We start from the raw sequence: 25,616 nt of genomic DNA on the forward strand, positions 1-25,616 counted from the left end.
ATGGGAGATCACGTACTCCGCGACCGCCATCCTGTTCCAGTAGGACGTGCGGGGGTTCTCCATGATCTTCTCCACGTAGTGCTGGTTCATGGCGATGGTGTTGGTGCGGTTCATCCTCTTGTTGAGGTAGCCCTCGGTGAAGGTGGTCTTCGTGTACTTGGGGCTCCTCGCGAGGTAGATCCAGCCCTCCGGGGGCTTCTGGCCGCCGCGCTCGGCTTCGGCCCTGCGTATCCTCATCAGGATTGCCTCCGAAGACGAACTCGACCGTGACCTCGCCGTTGGATGCGGTGAAGCGGGGGATGCGGCCCTCCGAGGAGACGTCCTCCCTCACGGGGAAGCCGTCCATCTCGCAGCCCTCGATCATCTTGGGGGTCTAGCCCTCGGGAGGCGAGGGATGAGGCTTCAGGTCGATGCGGGATTCCTCGGCCCCGGCATCCTTCCCGGACAGCTCCTCGTCGACGAGGTGGATCGATCTGAGGAGGTCCAGAGCGCCCTCGGCGTCCGGATGGCCGGGGTCAGCGTCCCTGCCGTACATCTCTATGGAGGAATGCACGATGCCGTAGATGCGCTGGAGCTCGGAGTCGGGACGCGGCGTAGGTGGCCTTCGACGCATCCCTCAGGGTCTTTCCCGGCCATGCTTTTGTCGAATAGAGGTCGGCGTCAGTGGATAGAGCGAGGATGCGGGGGTCGAAGTTCTTGTCTTCGGAATAGCCGTCGAAGATGTCCTCGCAAGTCTGGAGGTAAGAATCCACCGCGCCGTTCCACTCGTCGTAGCCGAAGAGGTCCTCCAGGGTCTCCATCGTGAGGCCGAGGAAGCTCAGCAGGCAACCCTGCAGGGAGCGGTCTGGGGAAGCGTCCTCGAAGTACTCGAAGACGAAGGCATAGGCGAGGGAGATGAGCCTCATCTCCGCGGTGTCGGAGATGTCGGAGGCCGCGTCCATTAGGATGGCGGCGTTCCTGCCGATGCGGGCGCTGTATTCGATGTTCAGATAGTCTTCCGCTGCGACGAGGTGGTCCGCGGGTACGACCGCCACCCGTTCGACCCGTCCCTCGATCTGGAGCACCTGGCGATAGAGTGCTGCCGCCGGATGCTCCCGGAGGAGATGTTCACGTGGAGGGAGCACTATGTCTACGGGACGCCGTCCCTCAGGCCGTTCTCGAGGACCATGTCTGAGGAGGAGGCGAAGAAGATAGACCTCATGGGGAGGATACCGGGAATCCTCGTCCCGAATGAGATGTTTACCCAGGTATGCGGGTGCGCCGAGAGGCCGGGGGTCCGTCTGAGGCTGAGCCGCGACATCCCAGCCCTCGTCAGCCTCTCTATTCATCTTAAAGAGAGAATGTGCAGGTCCTGCCTGAGAAAGGGATGCACAAACTGGAAGGAGTCCAATCCCTGCTGGGAGAGGGACCAGTGCGGGGGATGCCTCGGAGGGTACATGTGGGACAGAAAGACTGCAGCCAGATAACCCAAAGCCGACGTCAGCGTCGAGAAAACTTCTTTTCAATTGATTATACAAATGCATTTCAGACAGTACCAACAGTTATTTCCCGATCACTTTCATCTGAGTTTCCTTACATCCTCACTTATATCGAATTCTGATAACGAGGTTCACATCCCGCCGTGATGGTGGAACATCATTGCCCTGCGGAAACGCTCCTCGCCCATCCTCTGACGAATGGCTTCCATGCGCTCGTCCGGGTCCTCCGGAAGCCCCGGATCCTGCGATAGCTTGTCCGATAAAGTTTCCGAGTGCAGCTCAGATTGCATTAATTGCTAGAATAGCGTACCATGAATCATGGCACTCGACAATATCAGCGAGATGACGCTCGAGGAATGCGAGAAGAAGCTCGACGAGCTTCTGGATTCCGACGATGCCGAGGACGAGGACATCATTGCCCTGTACACGGCCATGGGCGATAAGGCCAAAGAGGAAGGGGAATTCGAAAAGTCCAAGGAGTACTACATGAACGCCCTGACCGAGACACTCATGAAGTACGGCGAGTCCAGCATCGAAGCTGGGGACGCCGCCATGAACGCTGGGAACGGACTGTTCAACACATCGGACTACGAGGCCGCCCTAGAATACTATACCAAGGCCCTTGAGACCTTCGAGGAGACGTCTCCCGACGACTGCGACAGGATGACCGTGGCCATGAGGAGCATCGGAGACTGCCACTTCTACTCCGAGAATTACGAGGAGGCAGTCAGCTGCTTCACTGCGGCCATGGACTTCCTGAAGACGAAGAAAAGCGAGGACGACCCCGAATTCTACCGTCTCTACAGCACCATGGCCGAGACCCTCTCGAAGATGGAGAAGTTCGAAGAAGCGCTCGGATACTACAAGAAAGGCTTCGACATAAAGAGGAAGTTCGTCGAGAGCGACATGGACCTCATGGAGGACTACGAGGGCATCGGCAAGTGCTGCGAGAAGCTCGGAAAGAACGAGGAGGGGATCGAGGCTTTCAGCAAGATCGTCAAGGCGATCAAGGAGACGATGCCCGAAATGGACTTCCTGGCAAAAGAGTTCCAGAGCCATGTCGACGCCATGAAGGACGCGATATCCAAGCAGTGAGGATGCTCGTCCGGCCGGGGCTTCGGAGCCTCGGCCCTTTTCATATCAGCCCTTCAGGGCCTTCGCTTCTCATCCTGAGTCCGCATCCGTGCCATCCGGACGTCTGTACGAATCCGTTCCAGCGGGCGGTCAACGGCGACTCGATGCCGGGGCACATCGCCCTACCGTCTTGTAGGAAACGTTCCAAAAGAACATACATCACACCCGTGATTCAGCAGGGGCCGTTGCACACGATCGCAGATAATAGGATCGAATCCTCACTTATGCATCAAGTTGATAACTAGTATAACGTTTCATAATTACATTAACTTATTAGACAGTAATCTCGTTCATCTTGTAGGTCCATCTGAATATTGCCGGCTCCTGGTTAACCTGGTCGATATGCCGGTAGATCCTGTCGATGAGCTCTTCCTTCGAGCCAACGCGTATGCCTCTGAGAAGCGCTCTGGCCATCTTCCCGAAGAAAGACTCCACTATGTTCAGCCAGGATCCGTGCTTGGGCGTGAAGACGAACGCGAATCTTTTAGGCTTCGTATCCAAGTAATGCATGACCTATTTGGAGGTGTGCGCCTTGAAATCATCCATAACGAGGCGGATGCGCTCCGCATCCGTGTACTTCTCGTCCACGATCTTCAGGAACTCTATGAAATCGAGCTTTTGTGGGTCTCGCTGACCAGGGGCACTATCTGCCCGCTCATGAGATCCAGCCCTGCCAGCAGTCTGACCGTCCCATGCCTCACGTATTCCGAATCGCGCCCTACGAATCCATGGCCTCCGGATACAGGCCGGTCGTCAGCAGTGTTTCCTGCCGCATGAATGCCCGGCTTCTCATCGAAGGACAGAGTCACCATACCCGTGTCCTCCTCGGAGTTCACCCCCATCCGGATTTCCTTGTACATCATGATGACCTCTTTCATCTTCTCAGCGAACTCTGGATCGCGTTTCTCGAGATAGTAGCGGATGCGGAAAGGTTTGATATTGCCCTCGTCCAGGAACTTCTAGACCATGGACTTGTTTATGTTGGCAAGATTAGGATGGCTGTCTTCGACGCAATGCTCGCGGATGTGCTTCGCGAGCTTGCTCTGGCTGCACAGCTCCTCCGGGTATCCGAATTCCGTGGGCTTGTAGCAGGCTATGTGCTTGACGTACGCCTTGTCATCGTCGGTGATCGTGGCGACCTTTCCGCTGCGCGGGAGGTCGTCCAAGGAAGCCAATGGGCCGATGGACATGCATTTGTTGACAAGCTTCGATATCGCGACCGTGCTAAGCCCGACCTCTTCAGCAATGTGCTTATTCGGTATGCTGTCTTCGTACATGAGCAGGACCCTCGCACGCTGCTTATGAGCTGCGGGCTCCATCCTGCTGGACGCTATCCGCTGGAGCTCGTCGCGTTCTTCGTTCGTGAACTGGAGGCTCTTCGTTCTCGGTCTTGCCAATTCGTACAGCCATTCCTTTGGTACGAAATAGGACTATCGCTATATTAATTAATTTAATTTAGAAACGATATACTAGGTCCCGATATGCCTGTGGACATACCGGGAGCTGCCATTCCTGGAGCCTCCCCGGCGATGGAGGTGAACCTGGAACTGGTGCCGGGGGACTCGAAAGCCGTCAACGTTCCCTCCGAGTAGCTGTCTCTCCTTCCCATGGTTCAGTGGTCGTCCCCCATCCTTCAGTCTGCACGGTAATGGCGGACCCCGTAGCCGGGACGGCCATTGCCGTCGCCCACAAGGACGGCAAATGCGACTTGACCGCGTCGCTCGGATTCTATTCCGCTGTGTGCCATGTCACCGTGGGACCATCTCAATGAGACGCCTCCCGCAATAGCAGTGACTGACGGCTATGACGTGACAGCCTCTGCATCGGGGAAGGCCGTGTAAACAATGGCGATCCGGAGTGAAGACGAGCAAATGATTATCCCCGCGTCATGCATCGCTCATATGAGGGAATGAGAAGGACTAGACCATGGACGTCGAAGAGGAATACAAAGTCAGTTTCAAGGACCGGGAAATCGGGCGCTACTGTATCTGCGAGGACGGCAGCGGCAGATACTTCGGCGGCGGCTCTACGTACATTGATATGCAGGGCGTTCCGGATGCCTTGAGAAAGGATGCGAGGTCCGGCAGCCGCATCCCATTCTTCAGAGACCTCATGGTCAAGGAGAACCGCGTCCCAGGGACGAGGAAGACCGTGTACAGGAGGGGAGACGTGAGCGTGACGCGCATCCCCGAGGACGTGGACAGCTTCCACATCTACAAGCGCGGCACCGCCGACGACGACAAGGAGGACCATTCGGCCCCGCACTGCGAGGGCTCCGGCCCCATCGAGGGCATGAGTGAATGGGCGTCCTGGTACTGCATCAACAAGAAGGACGACGGGACGTTCGAGGCCGAGCTGGACGAGGCCTGGTGGTGGGGAGGCGGCCACAACGACGGCGGCACCATGCGCGAGGAGGTCCCGGAGGAATGGCTGGACCTGCCCTACGACGAGCTCCTGGAGAACCTCGTTACACTTGTCCGCGCAGGCCATTACGGATTCACCGCGGAGCATCTGAGGAGGAAGAAGGGCCTCAGGGAGTTCCTCGGATTATGATAACGGCTCTTGCCGGCGCGTCCGGCCTCACCTTTCGAGCGGGTGCGCTTTAGAAAGGATCGATGAGATATCGAGTCGCGCTGGACTATGCTTTGGATCCAAAGAAGTTGTGGCGCAATCGTTGCGACAGAATCGAGTACAGAATCAGAAGAGTCTTTGCGGGATAGGCTCCGCAGTTAATGAAGCAGCTTTGGGGAGGGAGCGGTCGGGAGAGGAGTCCTCGAAGTACTCGAAGACAAAGGCGTGCGTGATGAAGATGAGCCTCATATCCCCGATTCGGAGATATCAGAGGCTGCGTCGACAGGAATGCTGCCAGAGCGGTGTTGCCCCTCACTAGCAGAGGGAAGACGGGTCTCCGCAGTGCATTTTCCCGTACTGGGATATGTGTGATCCCAACACAGCGCCTGTTCTCCGCCGTCCTGTGCTGCGGACTAACTGTTATATCAATTCCAGGTGATTCCATATACGGTACGGGGGGACGGAATGGAAATAACTGTGAATTACAGGATCAAAGCGGGAAAGTACAACTGCAGCGACGAAGTATGCGAATGGACGCTGGAACGGCCGGACGGGGAATGCGAAGAAGCGTACAGGCGGGCGGTGATGACGGGCACGGATTTCGAGGATGTGCCGGAACTGCAGCGGATATGCGACAAAGCACGCCGCGAAATCGAGGAATACGAGCTGAAGAGATTGGCTGGCGACGGCGAGGACTACTTCGTTCTGGAATGCCTGGGCGAGACGAGGATGGATCCGGACGAGCTGAATGGACTCGTCCGCAGAAGGGATCCCCATGCGATTAGATTCTTCGGCCTGGAAGGCATGAAGGATGGCGATCTGGAGAAATGGGATTCCGCCGAAGCGGGAAGGATCCCTTTGGTCAAGGAATTCGCCGAGAATTTCACGCCGAAGAATCCGTTCGAATGCGGATATACCTTGGAAGTATGGCTTCCTGACGACGCCGTCCCGGACGATGAGGAGATCGAGGAGTATCTGAGGGATATCATGTCCGCGGGCGATGCAGACCTTGCCGAAGAGGTGGTTCTGGAGCAGAGCGAGAACTACTCCGGCGACCTTCTGAAAAAGTCGCTCGAAATCGCCGAGGAGACCGGATGCCACGAGTTCATCAGCAGAAACGGGCCATGAGCTGTTATCCATAACCATTTTCCGCAGCGGTATCGGGCCGTCTTCCGGTTCCGATCGATGGGCGAGGGGGCCCTCGATGCGACATGTCATGGAGGGCCCAGAAGGGATCGGGAGTAAGCCCCGAATCATCAGGTTTTATTGAACTTGCTTTTGGGCTGGCCGCAGCGGGGGCATCTCCAGTTATCCGGAAGATCTTCGAAGGCTATGCCGCCGTTCTCCGCAGGGTCGTAGACATGTCCGCACACAGAGCATACGTATTTCCCTGAGCCTTTCTTCTCAGAGAAATCGACCTCGGCCAGAACAGTCTCGACGGGATTGCCAAGATCAATGACGCGTTTGGACTCCAGATTCTCATATCCCTGAGGGGTGTGCGTTCCCATGTATACCGTCGGATGGGCGCCGACGAACTCGCGCACCCTGTCCAGAGTCTCTCTGGCTGCCTGAAGGTCCTCGAACACTGCCGAGAGCCTGTTCTCATACAATGCTTCGTCGACGTATGTTATGTCGCCTTCGAACATGTAGAACAGACCGTCATTCTCGGCGATTATCAGGCTGTTGCCGTCGGTGTGTCCTTTCGCCTTGATGTAGTATATGCCCTCAATGATCTTCTGGCATTCGGGGAAGTTGTAATAGGCTCCATCGGTGAAATCCACGGGTATGATATTCGGTATGCCACGGAGCTCCGGCGAACCGACCTCTTCCCTGCTTACATAGATCTTCGCATTAGGGAACGAACGGAGCTCTCCGGAATGATCGTTATGCTTATGCGTAAGCAATATCCTGGTCACCTGCTCCGGCCTGTATCCCAGAGCTTTGAATGCATCCATATAGCTGCAGATGTCCTTCCCCGTGAAGAGGGCGCTTTTCTCGTCAGGCACTTCTTCGGGAGTTCCGGCAGGAATCCCGGTATCTACCAGAATGACTTCCTCGCCCGTGTCGATAAGATAGTTCTGTAGGCTTCCGCGATATCTTATGTTGGGGTCGAAGGATTCCTGTGATTCTCCGCCCATCACGAATGGCTGTGTGTAGAACCCGTCCTTTCTGAATTTCACTGCTTTGATTATCATTGCTTATCCCGGTGCTGTACGCTGTCATATGATAAGGTCATATCTTCATAGGGAAACGCATCCGATGCGAGATTTCTTCCTGGCAACCAGCAGAAGGATCGCAATCTATCTGATCAATTCCTGGCATAGTCCTTCTTTGGCCGGGCAACATCGCTGTCTGCCACAGGCTCATCGGGCTGCTGGAGAGCGTTCCCGCAGAACTGGCATATCGAGAAAGGGTTCAGGCCGGAGTCCCGGCCGCACACTGGGCACTTCATATTTCGTTCGAGGTCGCGAGGGTATTTGACTGGTTCGAGGGGTGGGCCGAAAGTGAATCTGCAACGCTAAAATCGGATCGAGACGACGGATGACCTTACAACAGCCTGCTGGTATGTGACGATGAAGATAGAATTACTGACGAATCATCTGTCATCGATCCGTGTGTTCTTTCTCTTTCCGGCCTGAGCTGTCGCATCCACCGTCATGTCGACGAGGCGATCCATCGGAATCTCCGAGAAATCCCCGCGCATGTAAGTGGTGAGCTTCTCGAAGGCTGGGCGCATGTATCTTTCCGGGATGGAGTCCGGACCTCTCGAGATTCCAATGACTGGCATCAGGGCGCCGGCGTTGCAGTCCGCGTCCAGGCCGCACATGGTTGCTATATGGAGCGTCTCGGCGAAGTCCCCTTTGCCGTAGCATGCGGCGATGACCAGGCAGCATGCGTTCGGATAAGCGTGGATCCAGTTGTACTCATTGTACCTGTCTTCGCATTCGGAAAGTGCATCGCGCCAGTTCCTGTGCTTATGGCTGCAGCCCCATGCGAACTCGACGACCGAGCGGTACTCGCAGTCTGCGGGGATCATGTCGATCGCCGTCCTCACGATCTTCTCGACGTCGGTCTCGACGAAGCTCAGCGACGTCATCACGGAGACGAACACCTCTCCGAAGATACCGTTGTTGGCATGCGACACCGAGGCGTCCTTCCACGCCAGTATTGCTGCCGTGCGGGGGTCTCCGGGCGCCACCATGCCGCATATGCCGCCGCGCATCTGCGCTCCTATCCACTCGCAGAAGGGGTTCCTATAGGTCCCGCTTTCCGGCGGCAATATGCCGTTCTTTATGTTCCTGATCGCAATCTCCTCGGCGGACCATCCGCCTGGTATGAGCCCGACCCAGGACAGCGCGATGTCCTCAGGTGTGACGTCGTATCCTTTCTCTTGGAACGCTTCCAGGAACGCCAGCTCGTAGGTCGTGTCGTCGTTGTAGGTGTTGGGCTCCGTCAGGAAATCGTAGACTTCTCCGAACGCATCCAGCAGTTTCCCGCTGGGATAGCCTTCGACCATCGTGCCCATCGCCCCGCCGATAAGCTGGCTCAGCCATCCCGCGTATTCCTTCTCGCGGAAGGACTTGCTCTTGGCATCCACCGGGACTGCTTCCGGGAATTCTACGGATCCGAGATAATCATCCAGGGTCGAGTAGCAGCGATATTTCCAGTAGCCGGATTCTGGATTTTTCTTTGCTGCGGCGAGTTCGCGGCGGAGCAATGCGGACATCATGTGGAGCCTGCGGAAGTCCCTTTTAGAATACGCTTCCAGGCCTTCGGCGAGATAGCGGTACCCGTCGTCGGACACAAGGTATCCGCGGTTCTCGAGCGACTGTACCGCGGCGACCATGATGCTCTCGGGGGCGCCGCTCCCGGGGACATTGCTCCCCCAATCCAGAGATATGCTCTGGTCGTGGAATGCGCCCACGTCGATGTACATCCCCCAGGTCTGCTCCTCGGAAGGGCGGACGTTCGGCTGCGACTCCTCGAAGATTTTTCTGGCCATCTCCCAAGCTCTGGCCCCTTTCCTGTCCATGATGCGATCCTCTGCGACATGCGCGCCATCGCGAAGCCAGTTTACAATTCTTCCGAAATGGCGAAGGCTTCTGCAGATATAACATGCGGTTTCGTCGCAGGGCTTCTATCATTTTTTCTGAGGAGCATCGGCCGTTTTCTGTTCGAGGTCTTCCGCAGGGTAGGGACCACTGTTGCCATGGTCGGGGCCTCCGGCATGGTGAAGGGTTTCATCAGCGACATGGCCGAAGGCGGGAACTATGGGTTCCTCGGATTCAAAGGCGAGAACCTCGGGTCTGGAAGCGAGCCCGACTACGAACTCATCAAGAGCCTGAACACCAGATACAGCTCGACCGGAGGCGTAACCCTCATCGCAGATGCGACCGGGGCCGCCGCAAACCTCGAGGAAAAGGTGGGCTCTGGGATCGACGTCGTCCGCGTGCCTGTGACCGAGATGGGAAAGTCCGAGAACGGTGTCGTCACCCTCGGGTATCTCTTGGCATACAAGAACGCCAACCACGACCAGATCATAAAGAAGCTGGATTCCTGGATCGAATGGAACGACTCCGCGAAGGCGAAGATCGAGGCGGCCGTCGCGAAGATTCCCGAGTCCGACAAGAAGAGCTGCATCATCGCGATGTGGAATGCGTCGGCTGCGTCCGCCACGGTGAATGTCCGCGCACATAACGCTTCCGAGAACGTTTATACCAATGAGTGCGGAGGAAAGAATCTTGTCACCGACAGCGGCGGAAGCTACGCCATGAGCGACTTCAACGAGTACATCCTGACTGTGGATTTGGACATCACGTTCATCATGCAGCAGGAAGTCTATCTGCTGAAGAATAAGATCTCCGCTCAGACAACCTACGACGGGTTCATGTCCCAGCTCACCAAGAACTATGCCGGCAAGGTCGGGATGTTCAGCCAGTTCTTCGGGACCGGCCCCGGGTACATCCTGTCGATGATGTACTACGCCCAGGCGCTCGTACCCGAGCTGAAGGGAGCTTTCGATCTCCAGAAGGAGTACGAATTCTTCATGGGAGAGCTTGTCGGCAACAAGGAGCTGGCGAAGCTCACGGCGTTCGTCGAGATGAACTGATTCCGATTTTATGAAACCGTTTACCCGGCTGATGCCGGGGATTCTTCCCTATTTCAAAGATCTAAAGCTGTCGCTTGTCAGAGACGAATTCATGCATTGATTACAGTAATGGGCCCGCGTCACGATTCTGTCCGTATGTCTGGCCGTCATTTCTATTCCGAGAAAATTATACATGCAACAATTTCTCGGAATGGCGATGATCATTGTTCAGGAGACAGTCGGCGCCTTCCCCTATGCGTTCTCATATGCTCCGCGATGGAGCGAATGCTGTCCCTGTCCACGGCGTCTCTTGTCAGCGATTCCATTTTGTATCTTTTCCTGATGTGCTCCAGCCTTTCATCCAGAGCATCGTTCTGCTCCACAGCGCCCATCAGAGCGTCCAGCGTGGTCTGTCTGGGATCCGGCCTGGTCAGGTTCAATACGCTCACTCCCATGCGCCTTACGGGGTGGAAAGGCATCCCGTCGAAGATGGACATGGCAGTCTCATGCAGCTCTATCGGGTCCCTGCACATCTTAATGTTCCTGTTGGATACGAATTGGGACCTGTCGCTGTAAGCTCCCTGGACCCCCACTCCGTTCCCCAGCTTGCCATGCTTTTCCAGGATGTTCCCTATGTCGACGCATATGAGAAATGTCACGTCGGACAGGAGCCAATAGTCATCGATGTCTTTGAGGAATGTCAGGCTCCTGCTGATGGACTTGGCGTCCTCCGGGCTGCGCGGGGTGACGGTTCTCTCGTCTATGCCGTCCGCCAGATCTATGATTCTCCGCGCTTTGGGCCCGAGGATGTTGGCCACTTCCGTCCTGTTTTCGCGGACGTCCCTTACGGTTCTGATCCCGGCGGACAGAAGCTTCTCCGACGTTCTGGGTCCGATGGAGTTGACCTCGCTGATATCGCGATTCTCCATGAGCTCCACGAACTCCTGCGGAGAAAAGATCTCGAAGTACCCGTTGGGTTTCATCTCCTCGCTGCCGGTCTTGGCGGAGACCATGTTGTATCCGAGCCCGACGGAGCACCCCATGCCCATCTCCTCCAGGATGCGCCTCTGAATCTCATGGGCGAAACGTCTGGCCTCGTTCAGGTCTTGGGCGGTGTCGGTGACATCGAGATAGGCTTCGTCCAGCATTACAGGCTCCATGACGTCCGTGTATTCGGACCACAGTCTGTGTAGCTCTTCCGTGACCGCGCGGTACTTCTTCATGTCGCCGTTTATGAACACTGCGGAGGGGCAGATGCGCTTGGCTTCCGCGAGGGATATGCCGGAATGCAGCCCCAATTCTCTGGCAGGATAATTGCACGTTCCGACGACCTGGATCTGGTCCGCCGGGGAGAGCACTGCTACCGGTCTGTTCTTCAGAGAGGGGTCGTCCCTCATCTCCACCGATGCGAAGTAGCAGTCCATGTCAACGTGGATGATGATCCGGTCCATGCGATTCCCCAGTATGTCGCTCGGATTGGAGGTGCATTCTGATATATGTTGGGGTATGGGCCGAGGATATTTTTTGGGACAAATAGAGCGAAGATTAGGGCAGCCGACGCTCTGTTCTGCTCCGATCTAAATTAGGCGTATTCAAAAATAAACCGGGTCCCGGGGAGCTTTCCCCAGGTCCGGAATCTGTTTGAGGGATCAGCGGGATCTCTTCCACAGCACGAGGCCGATGATGGCAGCCAGGATCGCGATTGCTATGACAGCGATCGCCCAGATCGGGAAGCCATCGCCGGACTTGCTTTCCTTTATGTACATGTGGTCGGGATCTTCGCCGGCGAAAGTGTGGCCCCTCAGATTCTCAGGGGTCTGTTCCAGTTCGTTCCCATTCTTGTCTAAGAAGTGATGGCATATGAACGGGTTGGGGCCCGTGGTCGTAAGCCCGTTTCCGAAGGATATACTCAGCAATTGTATGTTGTATGAGGGGCAGGTGCAGGCGCCGTCTTTAATGGTGGTGACGGAGTCGGGAATGGTAAGCGACTCCAGGACCGTAAGCATGGAGAGCGCGTTGACTTCGATCGTCTTGACCGTGGACGGGACCGTGAAGCTGGTCCCTTTGTGGCCGCCGGGATACTGGATCAGAGTCTCCATCTTTTTGTCGTAGAGGACGCCGTCCACAGTCGTATAGTTCGGATTCGAGGGATCGATGTTTATGGTTTCCAACGATTTGCACTGTCCGAAAACTCTTGCACCCAGCGATTCGACGCAGGCAGGTATCTCCACGTTTTTGATGCTGGAGCAGCTCAGGAATGCCCCGTCGTTGATGGACCTGAGAACGGTGGTTCCGGAGAAATCTACGGTCTCGATTTTCTCGCAGGAATTGAAGGCGAACTGCCCTATGCTGGTCACGGTGCCGGGTATCCTGATGGCAGACAGGCCTTCGCATCTCTTGTATATATTTAAATATGCGATTCATAAATCTACAGTTTTCAGAAAAACTTGTACTAAATATGGGTTATAATTTCCTGATGCCCAGCAAACGATTTATCTGCACATCCCCATTTCTGATTATGGACAAGAGCATGGCGCTTCTGATGATGGCGCTCGCAGCGATGGTGGTGGCCGGCGCCGCGCTAATCATTCACGGAGGAGCTTCCGATGATGGCGGACATCAGCCAGGACAACCTATTCCGGTCACCGATCCGGGAAACGGCACGGACCCGGCAGAACCAGGGAATCCGGTCGAATCCAAGTTTATCATCGAACTCTCCAAACTAAATCTTGTGCCCGGAGATTCGGCGGTGCTCACTTTGGTAAGCACGGATGAAACGGCAATCGGGGATGTGCGCTGGTCTCTGTTGGGCAATTCGCTGAGAATGACTGACGGAACATCCGCTGGTAAGCATCAATTCGGCGTGACCGCTGAGAGCGCTGGGTATTGCATAGTTGCCGCCAGTTTAGATAACGAGGTCGTTGCCACCCGTATTTTACAAGTGGAAAGCGATCTGGAAATCCCGGTGATTCCCGGAGCGGTCGCGTCTGGACCCTCTCCATTGATAGAGCTCAACCTCGAACTGTCTCCGGAAGAGAAGAAGACCCTCGACGTGCCATCCGACTACCTTAAGCTTCTGACTTGGGAATCAACGGACCCGTCAGTCTGCTCGGTGTCGGCGAGCCTCGCAGAGGGAAAGGTAACCGCCACAGGCCACAAGCAAGGGTCGTGCGATCTGGTCGCAACATACGGATTCCTGAGCGCTGTGTGCCATGTGGTCGTTAGGAACGCACGATGATGGCTTTCATATTGGCCGGTGAGTTTCAAAGGGACGAAGTTCTGAATTTGCAGCGTTTCCGAATTCATCGCTGAAGCGAGCCGAATCCGCCCATCATCTTCTTCAGTATCCTGGACAGCTCCGCCGCGTCTTCCTCCGGAAGGGAGATGCAGGAGACCATGGAATCGGGGACGGGGAGGGCGCGATCCCTCAGCCCCATCCCTTCTTCGGTGGCAGATACCACTACCACGCGGTCGTCTTTGGGGTCGCGGGCGCGGGACACGAGCCCTTTCTCCTCCAGCTTCCTGAGGAGGGGAGTCAGAGTCCCCGAATCCAGATACAGGAGAGTTCCCAGATCCTTGACGGATAAGCTCTCATGCTCCCACAGGGCCATCATGGCTATGTACTGGGTGTAGGTAAGCCCGAGCTCGTCCAGGAACGGCTTGTATCTCCTGACCACCTCTTTCGCGCACACGTACAGAGGGAAGCAAATCTGGTTCTCCAGCTTCAGCTTCTCGTAGCTTTCGTCCATTCCTTCGTCCCGTCCTGACGGCCTTCTCGACTGCGTCTCTGACCTTCTTCATGTCGGCGGTCGGCTCGAAACGGGCCAGTATCTCGCCGTCGCGGCCGATGAGGAATTTAGTGAAATTCCATTTGACGTTCCCGTTGTTTTTGTAGTTGGCATCCATGGCTTTGACTATAGGTCCGAGTATCAGCCCTTTGGCGCCGAACCCTTCGAACTTGGTGTTCTCGGACAGGTACTTGAACAGGGGGCTAGCGCTCTCCCCGATGACGTCTATCTTGGAAAACTGCGGGAAGGTTATCCCGAAGCGTCCTTTGCAGAATGCGTGGATCTCCTCGTCGCTTCCGGGCGCCTGCTCCTTGAACTGGTTGCAGGGGAAATCCAGTATCTCCAGCCCCTCGTCCTTGAACTCGTCGTAGATCTTCTGGAGGCCCTCGTACTGCGGGGTGAAGCCGCATCCGGTCGCCGTGTTCACGATCAGAAGAACTTTTCCCGAATAGTCGGAGAGGGGGACCTCCGTCCCGTCCATCTTCCTGGCTCTGAATCCGTAGACCCCCATAAGATCGCCTCAGAGCTGCTTGGCCAGCCAGTTCTGGAGGCCGATGGCTTCGATGAGCTCCAGCTGCGCCTCTCCCCAGTACATATCCTCCTCTTCGTCCTTGTAGTAGTCCTTGAGGATGTCGTAGGTCGTGACGTCCTCGACCGCGAGGCAGAGGATCTGCTTGAGGGTAGCCAGTCCGTCGACGGAGACTTTGAGGTCGTACTTGACCCACTTCACAGGGTCGTCGCACACGGGCGTCTCGGGCTTGGCTCCGTTTTTGGGCTTCCCTCCGAGGTCGAGGATGCGGTCGGCAATCTTGATAACATATCCGCGCTCTTCCTCCGCGTGCTCGGCATATTTCTCAGCGAGCTTGCTGTACCCTTTGGCGCCGAGGATCCTCGATTCGAGGGCGTGCCCGTCCGCCTGCTGGGAAAGGTGGGTGACGATCATCTGCAGGGCTTCCATGAGCTTCTCGTTCTGTGCCATTTTGGAACCTCTTAAGTTGTGTTCAATTAAATTGTACGCAATCAAAATATTAAAGATGTTCGCCCGACAAAACAGAATAATTACCAATGATGATTGTTCATCGCTTCTCGGAGATCGAACCCATGCGTTCCTGAATCTTCTTTTTGAAGAATGACGTCGGCAGACCATGAAAAGCCGGTAAGAATCGGAAGGACCAGACGTGACGGCCGTCATATAGCGGCTGTTCGGGTTTCCGCAGCCTTCTGGAATCCTCCGGTATAGGCTTCTGGAATAGCGCATTATCTGTGTCTAGCAGCCAAAAACCGCCCGGTTTTTCTTTTTTGATTAGACAGAGTTAAAAATTATTAGGTAAACCATAAATACGGCAATAATATCCGCCACCATGCGTATGCGTCATAACATCGGCATCGGAACAGGCGTCTTTCCGCATTCTGGTTCAGCCCTTTGGAGGGCATGCTCCAGGCTCGGTCCAGTCTCTGATCGGCCATTCAGCATAGGCCCTGTCCAATGGAGGGAGCAGCGATGGCGAGGTGGCATTTAACCAGAGGAGACGGCGGGAGCGCTGCTATCCGTCCCGAAGGGAGCGATGTTTCCGGCGCAAGCATCAGCGTATTATGCACGGGGAAATCCGAGGGCAACTGCGACTCCTGCGGGGGCGGCTGCGGAGATCAGGAATCTCCGGTCGTTTCTCTCAAGGATATGGAAGTCGGCGAGAGCGGCACTATAGTCCGCCTGACCTCCGACGACGATTCTATCATCAAGCGCCTGATTTCGATGGGCTTCGTGCCGAGCAGGCCGCTGATGCTGGCTTCGTCCGTATCCAGCAGGGGCGCCCGCGTGGTCAGGATCGGTTACGCTACCATCGCGCTGGACGCAGAGATGGCCTCCGCGGTATTTGTCAGAAGGAGCCGATGCCATTGATGCAGGTGGCCCTGATAGGACAGCCCAACGTAGGCAAGTCCAGCCTTTTCACGAGGCTCACTGGGGTCGGCGTGATCTCGTCCAACTATCCCGGCACGACGGTGGAGTTCGAAGAGTCCACGGTCATGGTGGGAGACAAGACGATCAACGTGCACGATCTCCCGGGAACCTACAGCCTTTCTTCCGGCTCCAAAGATGAGAGCATCGTCGTCGACATGCTCCGCGACGGGGCCAACGACGCCATCGTGGTCGTCGCAGATTCCACCAACCTGGAATCGAGTCTGGTTCTGGCTATGGAGATAATCGAGCTGGAAGTCCCTATGATCCTCGCCCTCAACAAGATGGATCTGGCGGACCGCAGGTTCAGGATAAGCGCCGGGAAACTGTCGGAGGTATTCGGCGTCCCGGTGGTGCCGGTGTCGTCCAAGACCGGGGAAGGCGTCGATTAGCTTCTGAAGAGCATTTCCGCCGGCGAAGCCTCCGTCTCCGGATACAGGACCAGATACGACGGGCACATAATGGGATACTTAGAGACGATCATGTCTATGGACGGGTCCGTCTCCTGGGGCTCCGCCGTCAAGATGCTGGAGGGCCTCGGCATGTTCGTGGAGAGGGAGTCTCTAGAGGTCGAGGCGTACGTGCGCCAGGTGTCCGCCGAGTTCAGGGAGACCCACGGGGACATGCTGGACGTCCACATCGCTCGCGACAGGTACGGGGACGCCCACGTGATAGCAATGTCTGCCGTCGAGCCCATAGCGGGCGGCATGTCCAGGAAGGACAGGATATCCGAGATGACGATCTCGCCGTCCACCGGGATACCCATTCTGCTCTGCGTCCTCGCGGCTACTTTCTTCTGTCTGATTTATGTCGGCGGCCTTCTCGCGGAGGCTGTGGACGCTTTCTATACGGGGCTGGTCGGAACGGCTCTCGCGGACTTCGGGAGGGAGGTCGGCGGGGACCTCGGCGAAGCCATCATGTCCGGCATAGACGGGAGCCTCAGCGCGATACTGGGGCTGGTCATACCTTACATCATGGTGTTCTATATCGTGCTGGGAATCCTCGAGGATTCGGGATACCTGCCGAGGGCGGTGATTCTTTTGGATCGCTCAATGCATAAGCTGGGGTTGCACGGCAACGCTTTCATCCCCATCATGGTGGGTTTCGGCTGCAACGTCCCGGCCATACTCGCGACCAGGGCGGTCCGCTCCAAGAGAGAGAGGATGATACTGTGCACGATTATCTGCATGGCCGTCCCGTGCTCGGCGCAGCTGGCCACGATCACAGGCGTCACCGGAAGGTACGCCGGAGCGATCTGGGTGCTGGTGATCTTCGCGGTTCTCATCGCGCTCGGTTTCGCATCCGGGACGATCCTGAACAAGAGGCTCAAGCGCGAGCCGTCGAACCTTGCGATGGAGCTTCCGGAGCTTCAGATGCCGACGGCGAAGAACGTCCTCCTGAAGATGTGGTACAGGACCAGCGACTTCTTCAAGCTGGCCGTTCCGCTTCTCATCGTAGGGAGCATCGTGATCGAGGTGCTCATGCAGTTCGATCTCCTGGAGCCGATGGTGGAGCCGATGTCGTGGCTCACCGCCGGGATTCTCGGGCTGCCGCCGGTCACCATAATCGCTTTCATCGCCGGTATACTGAGGAAGGAGATGTCCTACGGTATGCTGGTGATACTCGCCGCCGCCCAGGGGATAACGGACATCACATTGTTCATGGATGCCAGGCAGTTCGTGGTGTTCGGCGTCGTGATGTCGGTGTATATGCCCTGCCTCGCCACGATGACCGCCATGGGCAAGGAGCTGGGCCTGAAGGAGACGGCCACAGTCTCGCTGGCCACCATCTGCGTCGCGGTCGTGATAGGGGCGGCATTCAATTTCGCATTGGGCACTTTCATGTGATGCTCCAGACAGTTCGGTTCGGGTGCCAGCGCTCTGTCGATGATGGGAGTTGCTTGTCTGAGAGGGTCGGCCACAAATGTCTGCGGTGAAAACGGCCTTATGGAAACGGTGAAAATGGCCTTGTAGAAACGGTGAAAACGGCCTTGTAGAAACGGTGAAAACGGCCTTGTAGAAACGGTGAAAACTACCTTATTATATAAGCAGTGAACATTCTTGATTTCATGGTGCAGAATGAAAGATACCTTCCGAGGCTGGTGGATGCCGTCGTAGAAGAAACGCTTGCAATCAGCGGCGCCGTCCATATAAAAGGGCCGAAGTATTGCGGCAAGACCTGGACATCCAAATATCACTGCTCCAGTTTTTATGAGCTAGATCTGGCAGATAACGATTATCAAAATCTTAAATTAGCCAGAATCGACCTTGATTATGCTCTGAAAGGAGCTAATCCGCGCTTGATAGACGAGTGGCAGCTTCTTCCTGCGGTATGGGATGCAGTTCGCAATACGGTCGACCAAGAAGGAAGAAAAGGTATGTACATACTCTCGGGCTCATCGACCCCAAAAAAGGATTCGAAACCGTTCCACAGCGGATTGGGGAGGATAGCTTCCTTGAATATGAGGACGATGACTTTGTACGAATCCAAAGATTCGGATGGCTCTGTTTCATTGAAAGATATGTTCATCGGAAAATTCTCCAATACTCCGATTAGAGAGAAGTCATTGGACAATATCCTTGACCTGACGATGAGGGGAGGCTGGCCAGGCAATCTGGGGCTGAATCCGTCGAAGGCAGCCAAGGCCGTATCGGTATATGCCAGGCAGATATGCTACGAGGATCTTCTGATGGTGGACAGCGGCAAAGATCCGGCGAGGATGATGCGCATACTCAAATCCCTTTCACGCAACGAATCCACGACTGCCAGCAGAAATGTCATAGCCAAAGACATGAAGGAATTCGATGACGATACGATATCAGATGATACGGTCGGAGAATACACATCGGTCCTCGATAGGATGTGCCTTATAGAGGACCAAGGCGCATTCAATCCCAATCTGAGATCGTCTGTCCGCGTCGGCAAGACCCCCAAAAGACATCTCACAGATCCGGCACTGGCGATATCGGCTCTTGGCCTCACCAGGAACATGCTTCTGGACGATCTGAACACGTTCGGATTCATGTTTGAAGCTCTATGCGAAAGAGACCTGCAGGTATATGCATATGTCAACGGCGGTAGGCTGTACCATTACAGGGACGGGAAAGGAAGGGAAATCGATGCGATCGTCGAGATGCCTGATGGCAGGTGGGGCGCGTTCGAGATTAAACTGGGTGCAGACAGGATCGATGAGGGCGCGGAAAATCTGAAGAGGATCGATTCGCTGATCCGCGATGACCCTAAAGGGAGGCCTCCGGAATTCCTTGCCGTAATATGCGGGATGTCTTCCGCCGCTTACAGAAGGGAAGACGGCGTATATGTGATACCGATAACCTCTCTCGGCCCATGATCAGAGGGCGCATTCATCGAACAGCATCGATGCGATCCGATCTACACAGAACCGTTTTATATCGATTAATTATTATCATTATTGATAATGATAAAGGTGTGAAGATGAGGCTCTCCGAGATACTCTCCAACCCAGTCAGGCTCAGGATAGTGCAATGCCTCCAGGTCAGGGGGGAAGCCACGACCAAGCAGCTTTGCAGAGAGCTGGATGACATCCCCGCCCCTACGGTTTACCGCCATGTCGGCCGCCTCGTGGAGGAAGGCATACTGACGGTCAAGGAAGAGAGGAAAATCAGAGGAAGCGCCGAGAGGCTTCTCGCGATCAACGAGGCCAAATGGTCTGCCGAGACGGACGACATCGCCGACGCATCCTATCAGTTCCTGATGTCCCTGTACGACAGGTTCAGGGAATACGGAGGGGATGATCCGGCGGAGGACAGGCTGTGCCTCAGGACCTGCATGCTCCGTCTGTCCGACGAGACGTTCGACGGGTTCCTGAGCGAATACGCCGGCCTTCTGGAGAAGTATGCCGGCCGTCAGGACGGAGGCAAGGTCAGGAGCGTCTCGATCATCTCGGCACCTGTCAAGGAGGATATGGAATGACAGCGATCGAAGAGAAAATCACGGTAAACGCGGCGGTGCCTATCGGGGCTACCGTATCCTATCCGGATAAGGAGGCAAAGAGGCCGGCCATAGCGATTGTCATGGGCACAGGAAAGATGGACCGCGACGGGAACTCGGCCGGGTTCCGCACGGATATGTACAAGGGCCTTTCGGACCTGTTCGTCGGAGAGGGTTTCGTCACCATCCGCTACGACAAGAGAGGCACCTACGGCTCCGGAGGGGACTTCGACAGCGCCGGGCTCAGCGACCTAGTGGATGATGCCGTCTCTGTCGTCAGATATCTCAAGTCTCTGCCGTACGCCGATCCCGAGAAGGTCATCGTCTGCGGCCATTCCGAGGGAGCCATGATAGCAACGCTGCTCTCGAAGCAGGAGGACGTGGCAGGCCTGATTCTTCTGGGAGGGGCCGCCACATCCATGAGGGATGCGCTCCGCTACCAGAGCAGGCTGGCAGACAGGCAGTTCGAGGGGAAGAAAGGCATCATTGGAGCTCTGCTGCGCAAGGTCGCGTCCCAGGAGAAGACGGACGCCAAGCAGGACGAGCTGTTCGACAGATGCCTCTCCACCGAGGACGACACCATCCGCTTCAAGGGAGCGAAGATGAGCGCCAAATGGGTGAGGGAACATGCGGCATATTCTTCCGAGGATTTTGTCGGAATGATAAGGGAGTTCGGGAAGCCCGTACTGGCTATCACAGGGACGGCAGATCTTTCGGCTGATTTCCACGATCTGGATTCTATCAGGGATATCCCTCTTACAACCTGCTTCGCACCGGAAGGCGTGAACCACATCTGGAGGGAAGTGGACGACGACAACAGCATCCTCAATGTCAAGAAGCAGTACCTCAGGCTGTCTGCGAGGCCTATGCACGAAGGGACGAAGGATGCCATCTGCGCCTGGCTGGAACAGTTCAGATGACGGGCTTACCGTTTAATAGAACAAGGATTCTGTACGGGCATGGACCATAAGCAGGCGGCGTTGGGATATTTCAGAAGTGGAATGCATTGCTCCCAGGCGGTGCTGGCCGCTTTCGCGGAGGAATGCGGGATCACCGAGGATCAGGCTCTCAGGCTCGGATCCTGTTTCGGAAGCGGAATGAGGAAGGGCCAGGTATGCGGCGCCTGCACCGGAGGGCTGATGGCTCTCGGTCTGATGTACGGGTTCACCGACAGAGGCAGCGAAGACAAGATCCGCGCGGACAGGGTGAACGACATGATGATGGACCGTTTCGCAGAGTCCTGCGGGTCCTGCATCTGCAACGAGATATTGGGCTGCGACATCTCCACCGCGGAAGGGGTGAGGCACGCTTTGGACAGCCGCCTCTTCACCGAGCTCTGCCCTAAGATGGTGGCCGCCGCTGTCGATACAGTGGAAGGCATCGTCCGGGAGATGGAAGCCTCCGGCGTATCACAGGCAACGGCCGTGCCGCCGGTCACCATAGCGCCGCTCGAAAGTTCCGACCGCGAGCAGTTCGTCAGGGACAACCAGGAGGCCTTCAGATACGGCGCAACGGAGGAGTTCGGGCTCCGCGACGACCACTTCGAGGAGCCCGGAGAGATCATCTCCAGAGAGACCATCGAGAAGTCGATCGACAGCGGCGATGCGTACAGGATAATGCTTGGCGGAAGTCCGGTGGGCGGAGCTGTCGTATCCGTAAAAGGCAGCAGGGGAGACCTGCAGCTGCTGTTCGTCTCGCCCGGAGAGCACAGCAAAGGGATAGGATACCAGGCATGGCAGGCCATCGAGAGGCAGTATCCGCAGGTCAGGGTTTGGGAGACATGCACCCCATATTTCGAGAAGCGGAACATCCATTTCTACGTGAACAGGTGCGGCTTCCATATCACGGAGTACTTCCACGGCCGCCATCGCGATCCCGACAGTCCGGACGAGAACGATGAGATGTTCCATTTCGAGAAGGTCATGTTCTGATTCCCGGCATCGATCGGCTGTTCTGCAAACAATTATGATTGATGGGCGGCTACGCCAGCCGAAGGCGGATGAACGGAAAGAGCGAGGATGTGGAGGCGCTTCTGAGCGACCCGAAGAAGGCCATGCTGCATATGGCCGTGCCTCTGTTCGTCACGTATCTCATCTCCAGGCTGCAGTCGTTCATCGATGGGATATGGTGCTCCGGGCTCGGCCCCGATCCGCTGTCGGCCATTTCGATATCAGCGCCGGCTTACCGCATCATCGTTTCTATAGGGATAGCGATAGGCGTGGGTGCCTCTGCGTCCATCGCCCGCCACATCGGCGCCGGAGACAAGAATTCCGCGGACAGGACGGCATCCCAGGCTCTGATGCTGGCTCTCGCCGCCGCTATCGCTGTCATTCCGGTGATGTACTTCGCAGCGGGCCCGATCATCTCGATGTCCGGTGCGGGATACAACAAGGATCTGGCCATGGACTATGTCACGCCTTACATCCTCTGTTCGGTCCCGCTGGTGTTCAACGGTCTGGTCCTGGGTCTGATGCGGGCCGAAGGGGCGGCCAAGAAATCCATGATGGTTTCGGCTTCCGCTTCGGTCATAAACATGGCTCTGGACCCGCTGATGATATACGGCCTGGACATGGGGATCACGGGTGCGGCGTGGGCCACCTGCATTTCGTACATGATCACTTCGGTGGCAGGCCTGGCGATGTATGCCCGCGGCAGGATGTACATCTCGCCTTCTGTCAGAGGGTTCCGCTTCGAACCGGACCTTCTCAGGGACATGACGGTCATGACGGTCCCGGTGGCGCTGGAATCATTGCTGTCCTGTCTAATCATAGCGCCTGAGCAGGGACTTGTGGCGTCCTGCGGAGGGGCGGAGGGGCTGGTGGTGTACATCAATTCGTTCACGTTCGTGGATCTGGCCACGATACCGTCGATGGCCCTGATGTCGGCGCTCATACCGGTGGTGTCGGTGCAGCTGGGACAGAATGCTCCGGACAAGGTGAAGGATTCCCTGAGATATTCTATGAAGCTCGTCCTGGCTGCCGGGGTCATCATGGGTGCGGCGCTATTCGCGTTCGCGGACCAGCTGGTATCTCTGTATACGTATTCCGAAGAGATGGCTCCGCTCCACGACGAGATGGCGTTCGCGCTGCGCATATACTCCGTGGTGCCGATACTGAACGGAGTGATGAAGCTGGGGACCTCCATGCTGCAGGCTCTGCGCAAAGCGGTCGTCTCCACCGCAATCATGTTCGGGAGGGAGCTGATGTTCATCCTGTTCTTCTGGTTCGCGTCCGGAGTGTCGATGACCGCGATCTACTGGTCGCTGGATGCCGTGAACCTGATCATGATGGCTGTGGTGCTGGCGGTTCTCTTCGTGGTGATGCGCGAGTATCTCAGGAAGAATGCGGTAAAGGGATGATCTGCCATCAGGAATCAAATCTGTATAGTTTGAAAAGATTGAGTACGTTTGGAAGATTTAAGAAGTTTATGAAACAATTCTTGATACTTTGTGATTGTTTTACACCACAAAGAATTGAATTGGGGTAAGTAGTTTAATTTGCTGGCAATCAGTTTGTGTTTTCTTCCTTCAAGAACTCAAAGTTCCAAGTTTCTGGTATGCCTTTTTGACCACATCGGCCATGAGTTTCCGGCGCTCTGTCAAAAATTCGTTATACTCCATGTTTTCCCAGTTCAATGGCAGAGCGTGGGCCTCGCACATCTTGATGTACTCTTCCTCTCCCATTAGCTTTCTTCTGGGCGGGACGTATTCTTGCGGCGGGTCATCCGAAATATCGATATTGGTTGGATAGTCCACATAAGTGAAGTTAGCGAACTGGTTGCGTTCGCGGTCGTTGTCAAATCCAATGCTTGTAAGGTAGTTCTTCGGGAAGAGGTGATGCTTGTCATAGGCGTTCTTGGTTCCGCTGGAGCCAGCCAAGAACAGTGAACCTAAGGATATAGTCGAGAATAGTGCGCGAACGTCCAGCACTACCAAGGATGCGACAAATCCGAACCAGTAAGGGCCGCTGGCGGAAGAGCTGTTGAAGTTCATCGGGAGTGTTATATCGAAGTAGTCCTCCGTGAATAGAGATTTCATAGTTTTGTCAAGATATGCCAAGAAACCGTCGGGGCTATCAATTTCCTTCAGATCGTTGAGTTGTCTTTCTACTGTAGACTCTGTCGATCCGGAATAGAATGCGGTGATAGATGATACGAAGTACCATCTGCGTATGGCCGCATTGAGGGTTGCCACTGGGACTCTGTATCTGTGCTTGCCGATGAGGTATAGCATGTAGTTGTAGACAATCGTGTTTTCAGCGGCCACGAAAGATTTGTCCACATAACCAGCTCCTCCGATGCTGTTAAGGAATGAGTGCCAAGTATTCAGGTCGAGGACTTTGTCCAGTGCATCCGAAAAACGTTGGAAGCTTCTGACGCGGATTTCTTCCTCAGTCATTCCTTCCTCATCTTTGTCGCCGAGCTTTCCTGCCATCCTTTTGTATACATATCTAAGGCGCCCGCGTTCGAACGCCAGCCCTGATACAACTTTGACGATGTGAGATGGCTTGGCTTCAATGAGGCGGTTGTAGGAGGTCCCGTCAGCAGGTATGATGCAGTCGGCGCAGAAGCTGTCCATCCTGGATTTCATTTCGAGGTCGTAAACGGAGATGAGAGTGAGAATGAAATCGTTCTGCTTCAGATTCTCTCCTGCGGAGTTGATTCTGACGAATATGTTGGCGACCTCTTTGGAATCGACGCCGCGCGATATGTCGATGGTAGGCAGTTCCAAATTCAGTATGGATATCAGATCCTGCAGGCCGCCCTCAATTTCACCGATTTCCTTATCGTTGAGTTCGGGAAGGCCCTTTGACAAACGGGATTCGTTTAGTCTGTCTATGTATCTTCTCCTGAAGGATACGAATTTCTGTTCCATCGCGCTTTTGAAGGCCTCTGAGATGTCTGGAACGAATCTTGGGTCTTTTTCAGTGGCGCTGCTGCGGACCTCGAACTCACGGTTTGAAGGATTATATGAGATCATTATCCTGCGCGATATATAGTCGTCATCGAAGACCTCTATTCCGTATATAACTGACAACAAAGCAGTAAGGCGCTGCTGTCCGTCTATGACCACGCTTGTTGGCTTCTCGTAGTTCTTTTTATTCAACCCGATTTGGCGGACGTCCTCATAATCGTCTGGGAACTGCCAGGTCATGAAAAAACCTACAGGGTAACCTTTCAACAAGGAATCGAATAAATCTCTGACCTTGGTATTATTCCATACGAAAGGTCTTTGGAGATCGGGAAGCCCGAGACGACCCAGATGAATCTCATTTAGCATATCTGAAATCGGACGATTAACAGTTCCGTATCTTTTTCCCGCCATGATTATCACTCGATTTAATATAACAACCAGGCAATCATACGGAAATATTAAACAGTAGTCAAATGCCTTGTAGCCATAGGTTTTTCTGTATCCCATTTTTAGGTAAGTATATAGTTGTGAAGAAACGGGTTGTATGTTCTTGAATCTGTTATCGACTAAGTCTGATTTATAGTCACGAACCTAATGTTTTTGAATTATAAAGACATACGTTGATTCATGGTGGCCGTAGAGCAGATCGAAATATCCAGAAAGGTTGGCATCGACGATATCGACAGGCGCATGAAAGAGATCGAGAACTTGACGAAGA

29 protein-coding genes and 1 pseudogene are annotated in these 25,616 nt (G+C 55.3%); 14 read left to right on the forward strand and 16 right to left on the reverse strand.

Translation table 11 applies throughout. The features are described 5' to 3' along the window. The 3 genes from IKP20_03965 to IKP20_03975 all read right to left on the reverse strand — a co-directional run. Positions 1-237 (reverse strand): hypothetical protein (locus tag IKP20_03965; GenBank protein ID MBR4504112.1); only part of this gene is annotated, 237 nt, incomplete at its 3' end. A gap of 136 nt (positions 238-373) precedes the next feature. Beyond that, a complete protein-coding gene (locus IKP20_03970) occupies positions 374-535 on the reverse strand; it encodes a hypothetical protein (protein ID MBR4504113.1) in 162 nt (53 codons plus the stop codon). Then, the gene (locus IKP20_03975; protein ID MBR4504114.1) at positions 516-1,034 is read right to left on the reverse strand and encodes a hypothetical protein; all 519 of its coding nucleotides are present in this window, start codon (positions 1,032-1,034) and stop codon (positions 516-518) included. Before IKP20_03975 ends, IKP20_03970 begins: the two co-directional genes overlap by 20 nt. On the opposite strand from IKP20_03975, the gene IKP20_03980 reads away from it, so the two are divergent. Further along, positions 1,011-1,466: a hypothetical protein gene (locus tag IKP20_03980; GenBank protein MBR4504115.1), complete on the forward strand. Its 456-nt coding sequence runs from the start codon at positions 1,011-1,013 to the stop codon at positions 1,464-1,466. The genes IKP20_03975 and IKP20_03980 overlap by 24 nt on opposite strands. 143 nt (positions 1,467-1,609) lie before the next feature. On the opposite strand, the gene IKP20_03985 is transcribed toward IKP20_03980, so the two are convergent. Next, positions 1,610-1,768: a hypothetical protein gene (locus IKP20_03985; GenBank protein MBR4504116.1), complete on the reverse strand. Its 159-nt coding sequence runs from the start codon at positions 1,766-1,768 to the stop codon at positions 1,610-1,612. Positions 1,769-1,796: 28 nt separating this feature from the next. Between IKP20_03985 and IKP20_03990 the strand changes: the two genes are divergently transcribed. Continuing rightward, positions 1,797-2,573 carry a tetratricopeptide repeat protein gene (locus IKP20_03990; protein MBR4504117.1) on the forward strand — a complete coding sequence of 259 codons (777 nt, stop codon included), beginning with the start codon at positions 1,797-1,799 and terminating at the stop codon, positions 2,571-2,573. Between the two features lie 312 nt (positions 2,574-2,885). Here IKP20_03990 and IKP20_03995 read toward each other — a convergent pair whose 3' ends face one another. From IKP20_03995 to IKP20_04005, 3 genes are all read right to left on the reverse strand, one after another. After that, the gene (locus IKP20_03995) at positions 2,886-3,122 is read right to left on the reverse strand and encodes a transposase (protein MBR4504118.1); all 237 of its coding nucleotides are present in this window, start codon (positions 3,120-3,122) and stop codon (positions 2,886-2,888) included. 92 nt (positions 3,123-3,214) lie between these two features. After that, the gene (locus tag IKP20_04000; GenBank protein ID MBR4504119.1) at positions 3,215-3,490 is read right to left on the reverse strand and encodes a hypothetical protein; all 276 of its coding nucleotides are present in this window, start codon (positions 3,488-3,490) and stop codon (positions 3,215-3,217) included. An 81-nt stretch (positions 3,491-3,571) separates the two neighbouring features. Then, the gene (locus IKP20_04005) at positions 3,572-4,009 is read right to left on the reverse strand and encodes a hypothetical protein (GenBank protein MBR4504120.1); all 438 of its coding nucleotides are present in this window, start codon (positions 4,007-4,009) and stop codon (positions 3,572-3,574) included. A gap of 529 nt (positions 4,010-4,538) precedes the next feature. Between IKP20_04005 and IKP20_04010 the strand changes: the two genes are divergently transcribed. After that, complete coding sequence (locus IKP20_04010; protein ID MBR4504121.1) at positions 4,539-5,165, forward strand: hypothetical protein; 627 nt, start codon at positions 4,539-4,541, stop codon at positions 5,163-5,165. A gap of 483 nt (positions 5,166-5,648) precedes the next feature. Beyond that, the gene (locus IKP20_04015) at positions 5,649-6,311 is read left to right on the forward strand and encodes a hypothetical protein (GenBank protein MBR4504122.1); all 663 of its coding nucleotides are present in this window, start codon (positions 5,649-5,651) and stop codon (positions 6,309-6,311) included. 128 nt (positions 6,312-6,439) lie between these two features. Here the strand turns inward: IKP20_04015 and IKP20_04020 are convergent, their stop codons facing one another. The 3 genes from IKP20_04020 to IKP20_04030 all read right to left on the reverse strand — a co-directional run bounded on the left by IKP20_04020 (position 6,440) and on the right by IKP20_04030 (position 9,216). Then, positions 6,440-7,378 (reverse strand): MBL fold metallo-hydrolase, encoded by a 939-nt coding sequence (locus tag IKP20_04020; protein ID MBR4504123.1) that lies wholly within the window; start codon positions 7,376-7,378, stop codon positions 6,440-6,442. A gap of 113 nt (positions 7,379-7,491) precedes the next feature. Continuing rightward, a complete protein-coding gene (locus IKP20_04025) occupies positions 7,492-7,635 on the reverse strand; it encodes a hypothetical protein (protein MBR4504124.1) in 144 nt (47 codons plus the stop codon). Positions 7,636-7,779: 144 nt separating this feature from the next. Continuing rightward, positions 7,780-9,216 (reverse strand): ADP-ribosylglycohydrolase family protein, encoded by a 1,437-nt coding sequence (locus IKP20_04030; protein MBR4504125.1) that lies wholly within the window; start codon positions 9,214-9,216, stop codon positions 7,780-7,782. Between the two features lie 18 nt (positions 9,217-9,234). Here IKP20_04030 and IKP20_04035 point away from each other — a divergent pair, with 18 nt between their 5' ends. Then, entirely contained in the window at positions 9,235-10,293 is a 1,059-nt protein-coding gene (locus IKP20_04035) for an ABC transporter substrate-binding protein (protein ID MBR4504126.1), read from the forward strand. A gap of 200 nt (positions 10,294-10,493) precedes the next feature. Here IKP20_04035 and dinB read toward each other — a convergent pair whose 3' ends face one another. Together dinB and IKP20_04045 are read right to left on the reverse strand one after the other, a co-directional pair. Further along, positions 10,494-11,723 carry a DNA polymerase IV gene (dinB, locus tag IKP20_04040; protein ID MBR4504127.1) on the reverse strand — a complete coding sequence of 410 codons (1,230 nt, stop codon included), beginning with the start codon at positions 11,721-11,723 and terminating at the stop codon, positions 10,494-10,496. Between the two features lie 198 nt (positions 11,724-11,921). Beyond that, positions 11,922-12,629 (reverse strand): leucine-rich repeat domain-containing protein, encoded by a 708-nt coding sequence (locus tag IKP20_04045; GenBank protein ID MBR4504128.1) that lies wholly within the window; start codon positions 12,627-12,629, stop codon positions 11,922-11,924. Between the two features lie 161 nt (positions 12,630-12,790). Here IKP20_04045 and IKP20_04050 point away from each other — a divergent pair, with 161 nt between their 5' ends. Continuing rightward, positions 12,791-13,510, forward strand: coding sequence for a hypothetical protein (locus IKP20_04050; protein MBR4504129.1), 720 nt, complete (start codon positions 12,791-12,793; stop codon positions 13,508-13,510). Between the two features lie 64 nt (positions 13,511-13,574). Here IKP20_04050 and IKP20_04055 read toward each other — a convergent pair whose 3' ends face one another. The 3 genes and pseudogenes from IKP20_04055 to IKP20_04065 all read right to left on the reverse strand — a co-directional run bounded on the left by IKP20_04055 (position 13,575) and on the right by IKP20_04065 (position 15,039). Next, complete coding sequence (locus IKP20_04055) at positions 13,575-14,021, reverse strand: MarR family transcriptional regulator (GenBank protein ID MBR4504130.1); 447 nt, start codon at positions 14,019-14,021, stop codon at positions 13,575-13,577. A gap of 61 nt (positions 14,022-14,082) precedes the next feature. Further along, positions 14,083-14,571: pseudogene (locus IKP20_04060) on the reverse strand (glutathione peroxidase). Positions 14,572-14,580: 9 nt separating this feature from the next. Continuing rightward, a complete protein-coding gene (locus IKP20_04065; protein MBR4504131.1) occupies positions 14,581-15,039 on the reverse strand; it encodes a hypothetical protein in 459 nt (152 codons plus the stop codon). 522 nt (positions 15,040-15,561) lie between these two features. Between IKP20_04065 and IKP20_04070 the strand changes: the two genes are divergently transcribed. The 8 genes from IKP20_04070 (at position 15,562) to IKP20_04105 (ending at position 23,344) form a co-directional block, all read left to right on the forward strand. Next, positions 15,562-15,960: a ferrous iron transport protein A gene (locus IKP20_04070; protein MBR4504132.1), complete on the forward strand. Its 399-nt coding sequence runs from the start codon at positions 15,562-15,564 to the stop codon at positions 15,958-15,960. After that, the gene (locus IKP20_04075; GenBank protein ID MBR4504133.1) at positions 15,951-16,409 is read left to right on the forward strand and encodes a 50S ribosome-binding GTPase; all 459 of its coding nucleotides are present in this window, start codon (positions 15,951-15,953) and stop codon (positions 16,407-16,409) included. Before IKP20_04070 ends, IKP20_04075 begins: the two co-directional genes overlap by 10 nt. Before the next feature lie 69 nt (positions 16,410-16,478). Beyond that, on the forward strand, positions 16,479-17,864 hold the full coding sequence (locus IKP20_04080; GenBank protein MBR4504134.1) for a ferrous iron transporter B: 1,386 nt from the start codon (positions 16,479-16,481) through the stop codon (positions 17,862-17,864). A 221-nt stretch (positions 17,865-18,085) separates the two neighbouring features. Further along, positions 18,086-19,366, forward strand: a complete 1,281-nt coding sequence (locus IKP20_04085; GenBank protein MBR4504135.1) for an ATP-binding protein — start codon at positions 18,086-18,088, stop codon at positions 19,364-19,366. A gap of 104 nt (positions 19,367-19,470) precedes the next feature. Then, entirely contained in the window at positions 19,471-19,968 is a 498-nt protein-coding gene (locus IKP20_04090) for a helix-turn-helix domain-containing protein (GenBank protein MBR4504136.1), read from the forward strand. Further along, the gene (locus tag IKP20_04095; protein MBR4504137.1) at positions 19,965-20,906 is read left to right on the forward strand and encodes an alpha/beta fold hydrolase; all 942 of its coding nucleotides are present in this window, start codon (positions 19,965-19,967) and stop codon (positions 20,904-20,906) included. Before IKP20_04090 ends, IKP20_04095 begins: the two co-directional genes overlap by 4 nt. A gap of 39 nt (positions 20,907-20,945) precedes the next feature. Beyond that, the gene (locus IKP20_04100; GenBank protein ID MBR4504138.1) at positions 20,946-21,917 is read left to right on the forward strand and encodes a GNAT family N-acetyltransferase; all 972 of its coding nucleotides are present in this window, start codon (positions 20,946-20,948) and stop codon (positions 21,915-21,917) included. A 68-nt stretch (positions 21,918-21,985) separates the two neighbouring features. Then, positions 21,986-23,344, forward strand: a complete 1,359-nt coding sequence (locus IKP20_04105) for an MATE family efflux transporter (GenBank protein MBR4504139.1) — start codon at positions 21,986-21,988, stop codon at positions 23,342-23,344. 168 nt (positions 23,345-23,512) lie between these two features. On the opposite strand, the gene IKP20_04110 is transcribed toward IKP20_04105, so the two are convergent. Next, the gene (locus IKP20_04110) at positions 23,513-25,405 is read right to left on the reverse strand and encodes a DUF262 domain-containing protein (protein MBR4504140.1); all 1,893 of its coding nucleotides are present in this window, start codon (positions 25,403-25,405) and stop codon (positions 23,513-23,515) included. Positions 25,406-25,616: the final 211 nt, after the last annotated feature.

The organism is Candidatus Methanomethylophilaceae archaeon, assembly GCA_017524805.1.
Classification (GTDB): domain Archaea; phylum Thermoplasmatota; class Thermoplasmata; order Methanomassiliicoccales; family Methanomethylophilaceae; genus Methanoprimaticola.

Bases quoted from the DNA above. Each gene is read 5' to 3' on its own strand.
- IKP20_04065 (MBR4504131.1), bottom strand. From the start codon at position 15,039: ATGGCACAGAACGAGAAGCTCATGGAAGCCCTGCAGATGATCGTCACC.
- IKP20_04095 (MBR4504137.1), top strand. From the start codon at position 19,965: ATGACAGCGATCGAAGAGAAAATCACGGTAAACGCGGCGGTGCCTATC.
- IKP20_03995 (MBR4504118.1), bottom strand. From the start codon at position 3,122: ATGCATTACTTGGATACGAAGCCTAAAAGATTCGCGTTCGTCTTCACG.
- IKP20_04105 (MBR4504139.1), top strand. From the start codon at position 21,986: ATGAACGGAAAGAGCGAGGATGTGGAGGCGCTTCTGAGCGACCCGAAG.
- IKP20_04035 (MBR4504126.1), top strand. From the start codon at position 9,235: ATGCGCGCCATCGCGAAGCCAGTTTACAATTCTTCCGAAATGGCGAAG.
- IKP20_04050 (MBR4504129.1), top strand. From the start codon at position 12,791: ATGGACAAGAGCATGGCGCTTCTGATGATGGCGCTCGCAGCGATGGTG.
- IKP20_04010 (MBR4504121.1), top strand. From the start codon at position 4,539: ATGGACGTCGAAGAGGAATACAAAGTCAGTTTCAAGGACCGGGAAATC.
- IKP20_04015 (MBR4504122.1), top strand. From the start codon at position 5,649: ATGGAAATAACTGTGAATTACAGGATCAAAGCGGGAAAGTACAACTGC.
- dinB (MBR4504127.1), bottom strand. From the start codon at position 11,723: ATGGACCGGATCATCATCCACGTTGACATGGACTGCTACTTCGCATCG.
- IKP20_04025 (MBR4504124.1), bottom strand. From the start codon at position 7,635: ATGAAGTGCCCAGTGTGCGGCCGGGACTCCGGCCTGAACCCTTTCTCG.
- IKP20_04110 (MBR4504140.1), bottom strand. From the start codon at position 25,405: ATGGGATACAGAAAAACCTATGGCTACAAGGCATTTGACTACTGTTTA.
- IKP20_04085 (MBR4504135.1), top strand. From the start codon at position 18,086: ATGGTGCAGAATGAAAGATACCTTCCGAGGCTGGTGGATGCCGTCGTA.
- IKP20_04030 (MBR4504125.1), bottom strand. From the start codon at position 9,216: ATGGACAGGAAAGGGGCCAGAGCTTGGGAGATGGCCAGAAAAATCTTC.
- IKP20_04070 (MBR4504132.1), top strand. From the start codon at position 15,562: ATGGCGAGGTGGCATTTAACCAGAGGAGACGGCGGGAGCGCTGCTATC.
- IKP20_04000 (MBR4504119.1), bottom strand. From the start codon at position 3,490: ATGAAAGAGGTCATCATGATGTACAAGGAAATCCGGATGGGGGTGAAC.
- IKP20_04090 (MBR4504136.1), top strand. From the start codon at position 19,471: ATGAGGCTCTCCGAGATACTCTCCAACCCAGTCAGGCTCAGGATAGTG.
- IKP20_04020 (MBR4504123.1), bottom strand. From the start codon at position 7,378: ATGATAATCAAAGCAGTGAAATTCAGAAAGGACGGGTTCTACACACAG.
- IKP20_03985 (MBR4504116.1), bottom strand. From the start codon at position 1,768: ATGCAATCTGAGCTGCACTCGGAAACTTTATCGGACAAGCTATCGCAG.
- IKP20_04080 (MBR4504134.1), top strand. From the start codon at position 16,479: ATGGGATACTTAGAGACGATCATGTCTATGGACGGGTCCGTCTCCTGG.
- IKP20_04075 (MBR4504133.1), top strand. From the start codon at position 15,951: ATGCCATTGATGCAGGTGGCCCTGATAGGACAGCCCAACGTAGGCAAG.
- IKP20_04055 (MBR4504130.1), bottom strand. From the start codon at position 14,021: ATGGACGAAAGCTACGAGAAGCTGAAGCTGGAGAACCAGATTTGCTTC.
- IKP20_03970 (MBR4504113.1), bottom strand. From the start codon at position 535: ATGTACGGCAGGGACGCTGACCCCGGCCATCCGGACGCCGAGGGCGCT.
- IKP20_03990 (MBR4504117.1), top strand. From the start codon at position 1,797: ATGGCACTCGACAATATCAGCGAGATGACGCTCGAGGAATGCGAGAAG.
- IKP20_04100 (MBR4504138.1), top strand. From the start codon at position 20,946: ATGGACCATAAGCAGGCGGCGTTGGGATATTTCAGAAGTGGAATGCAT.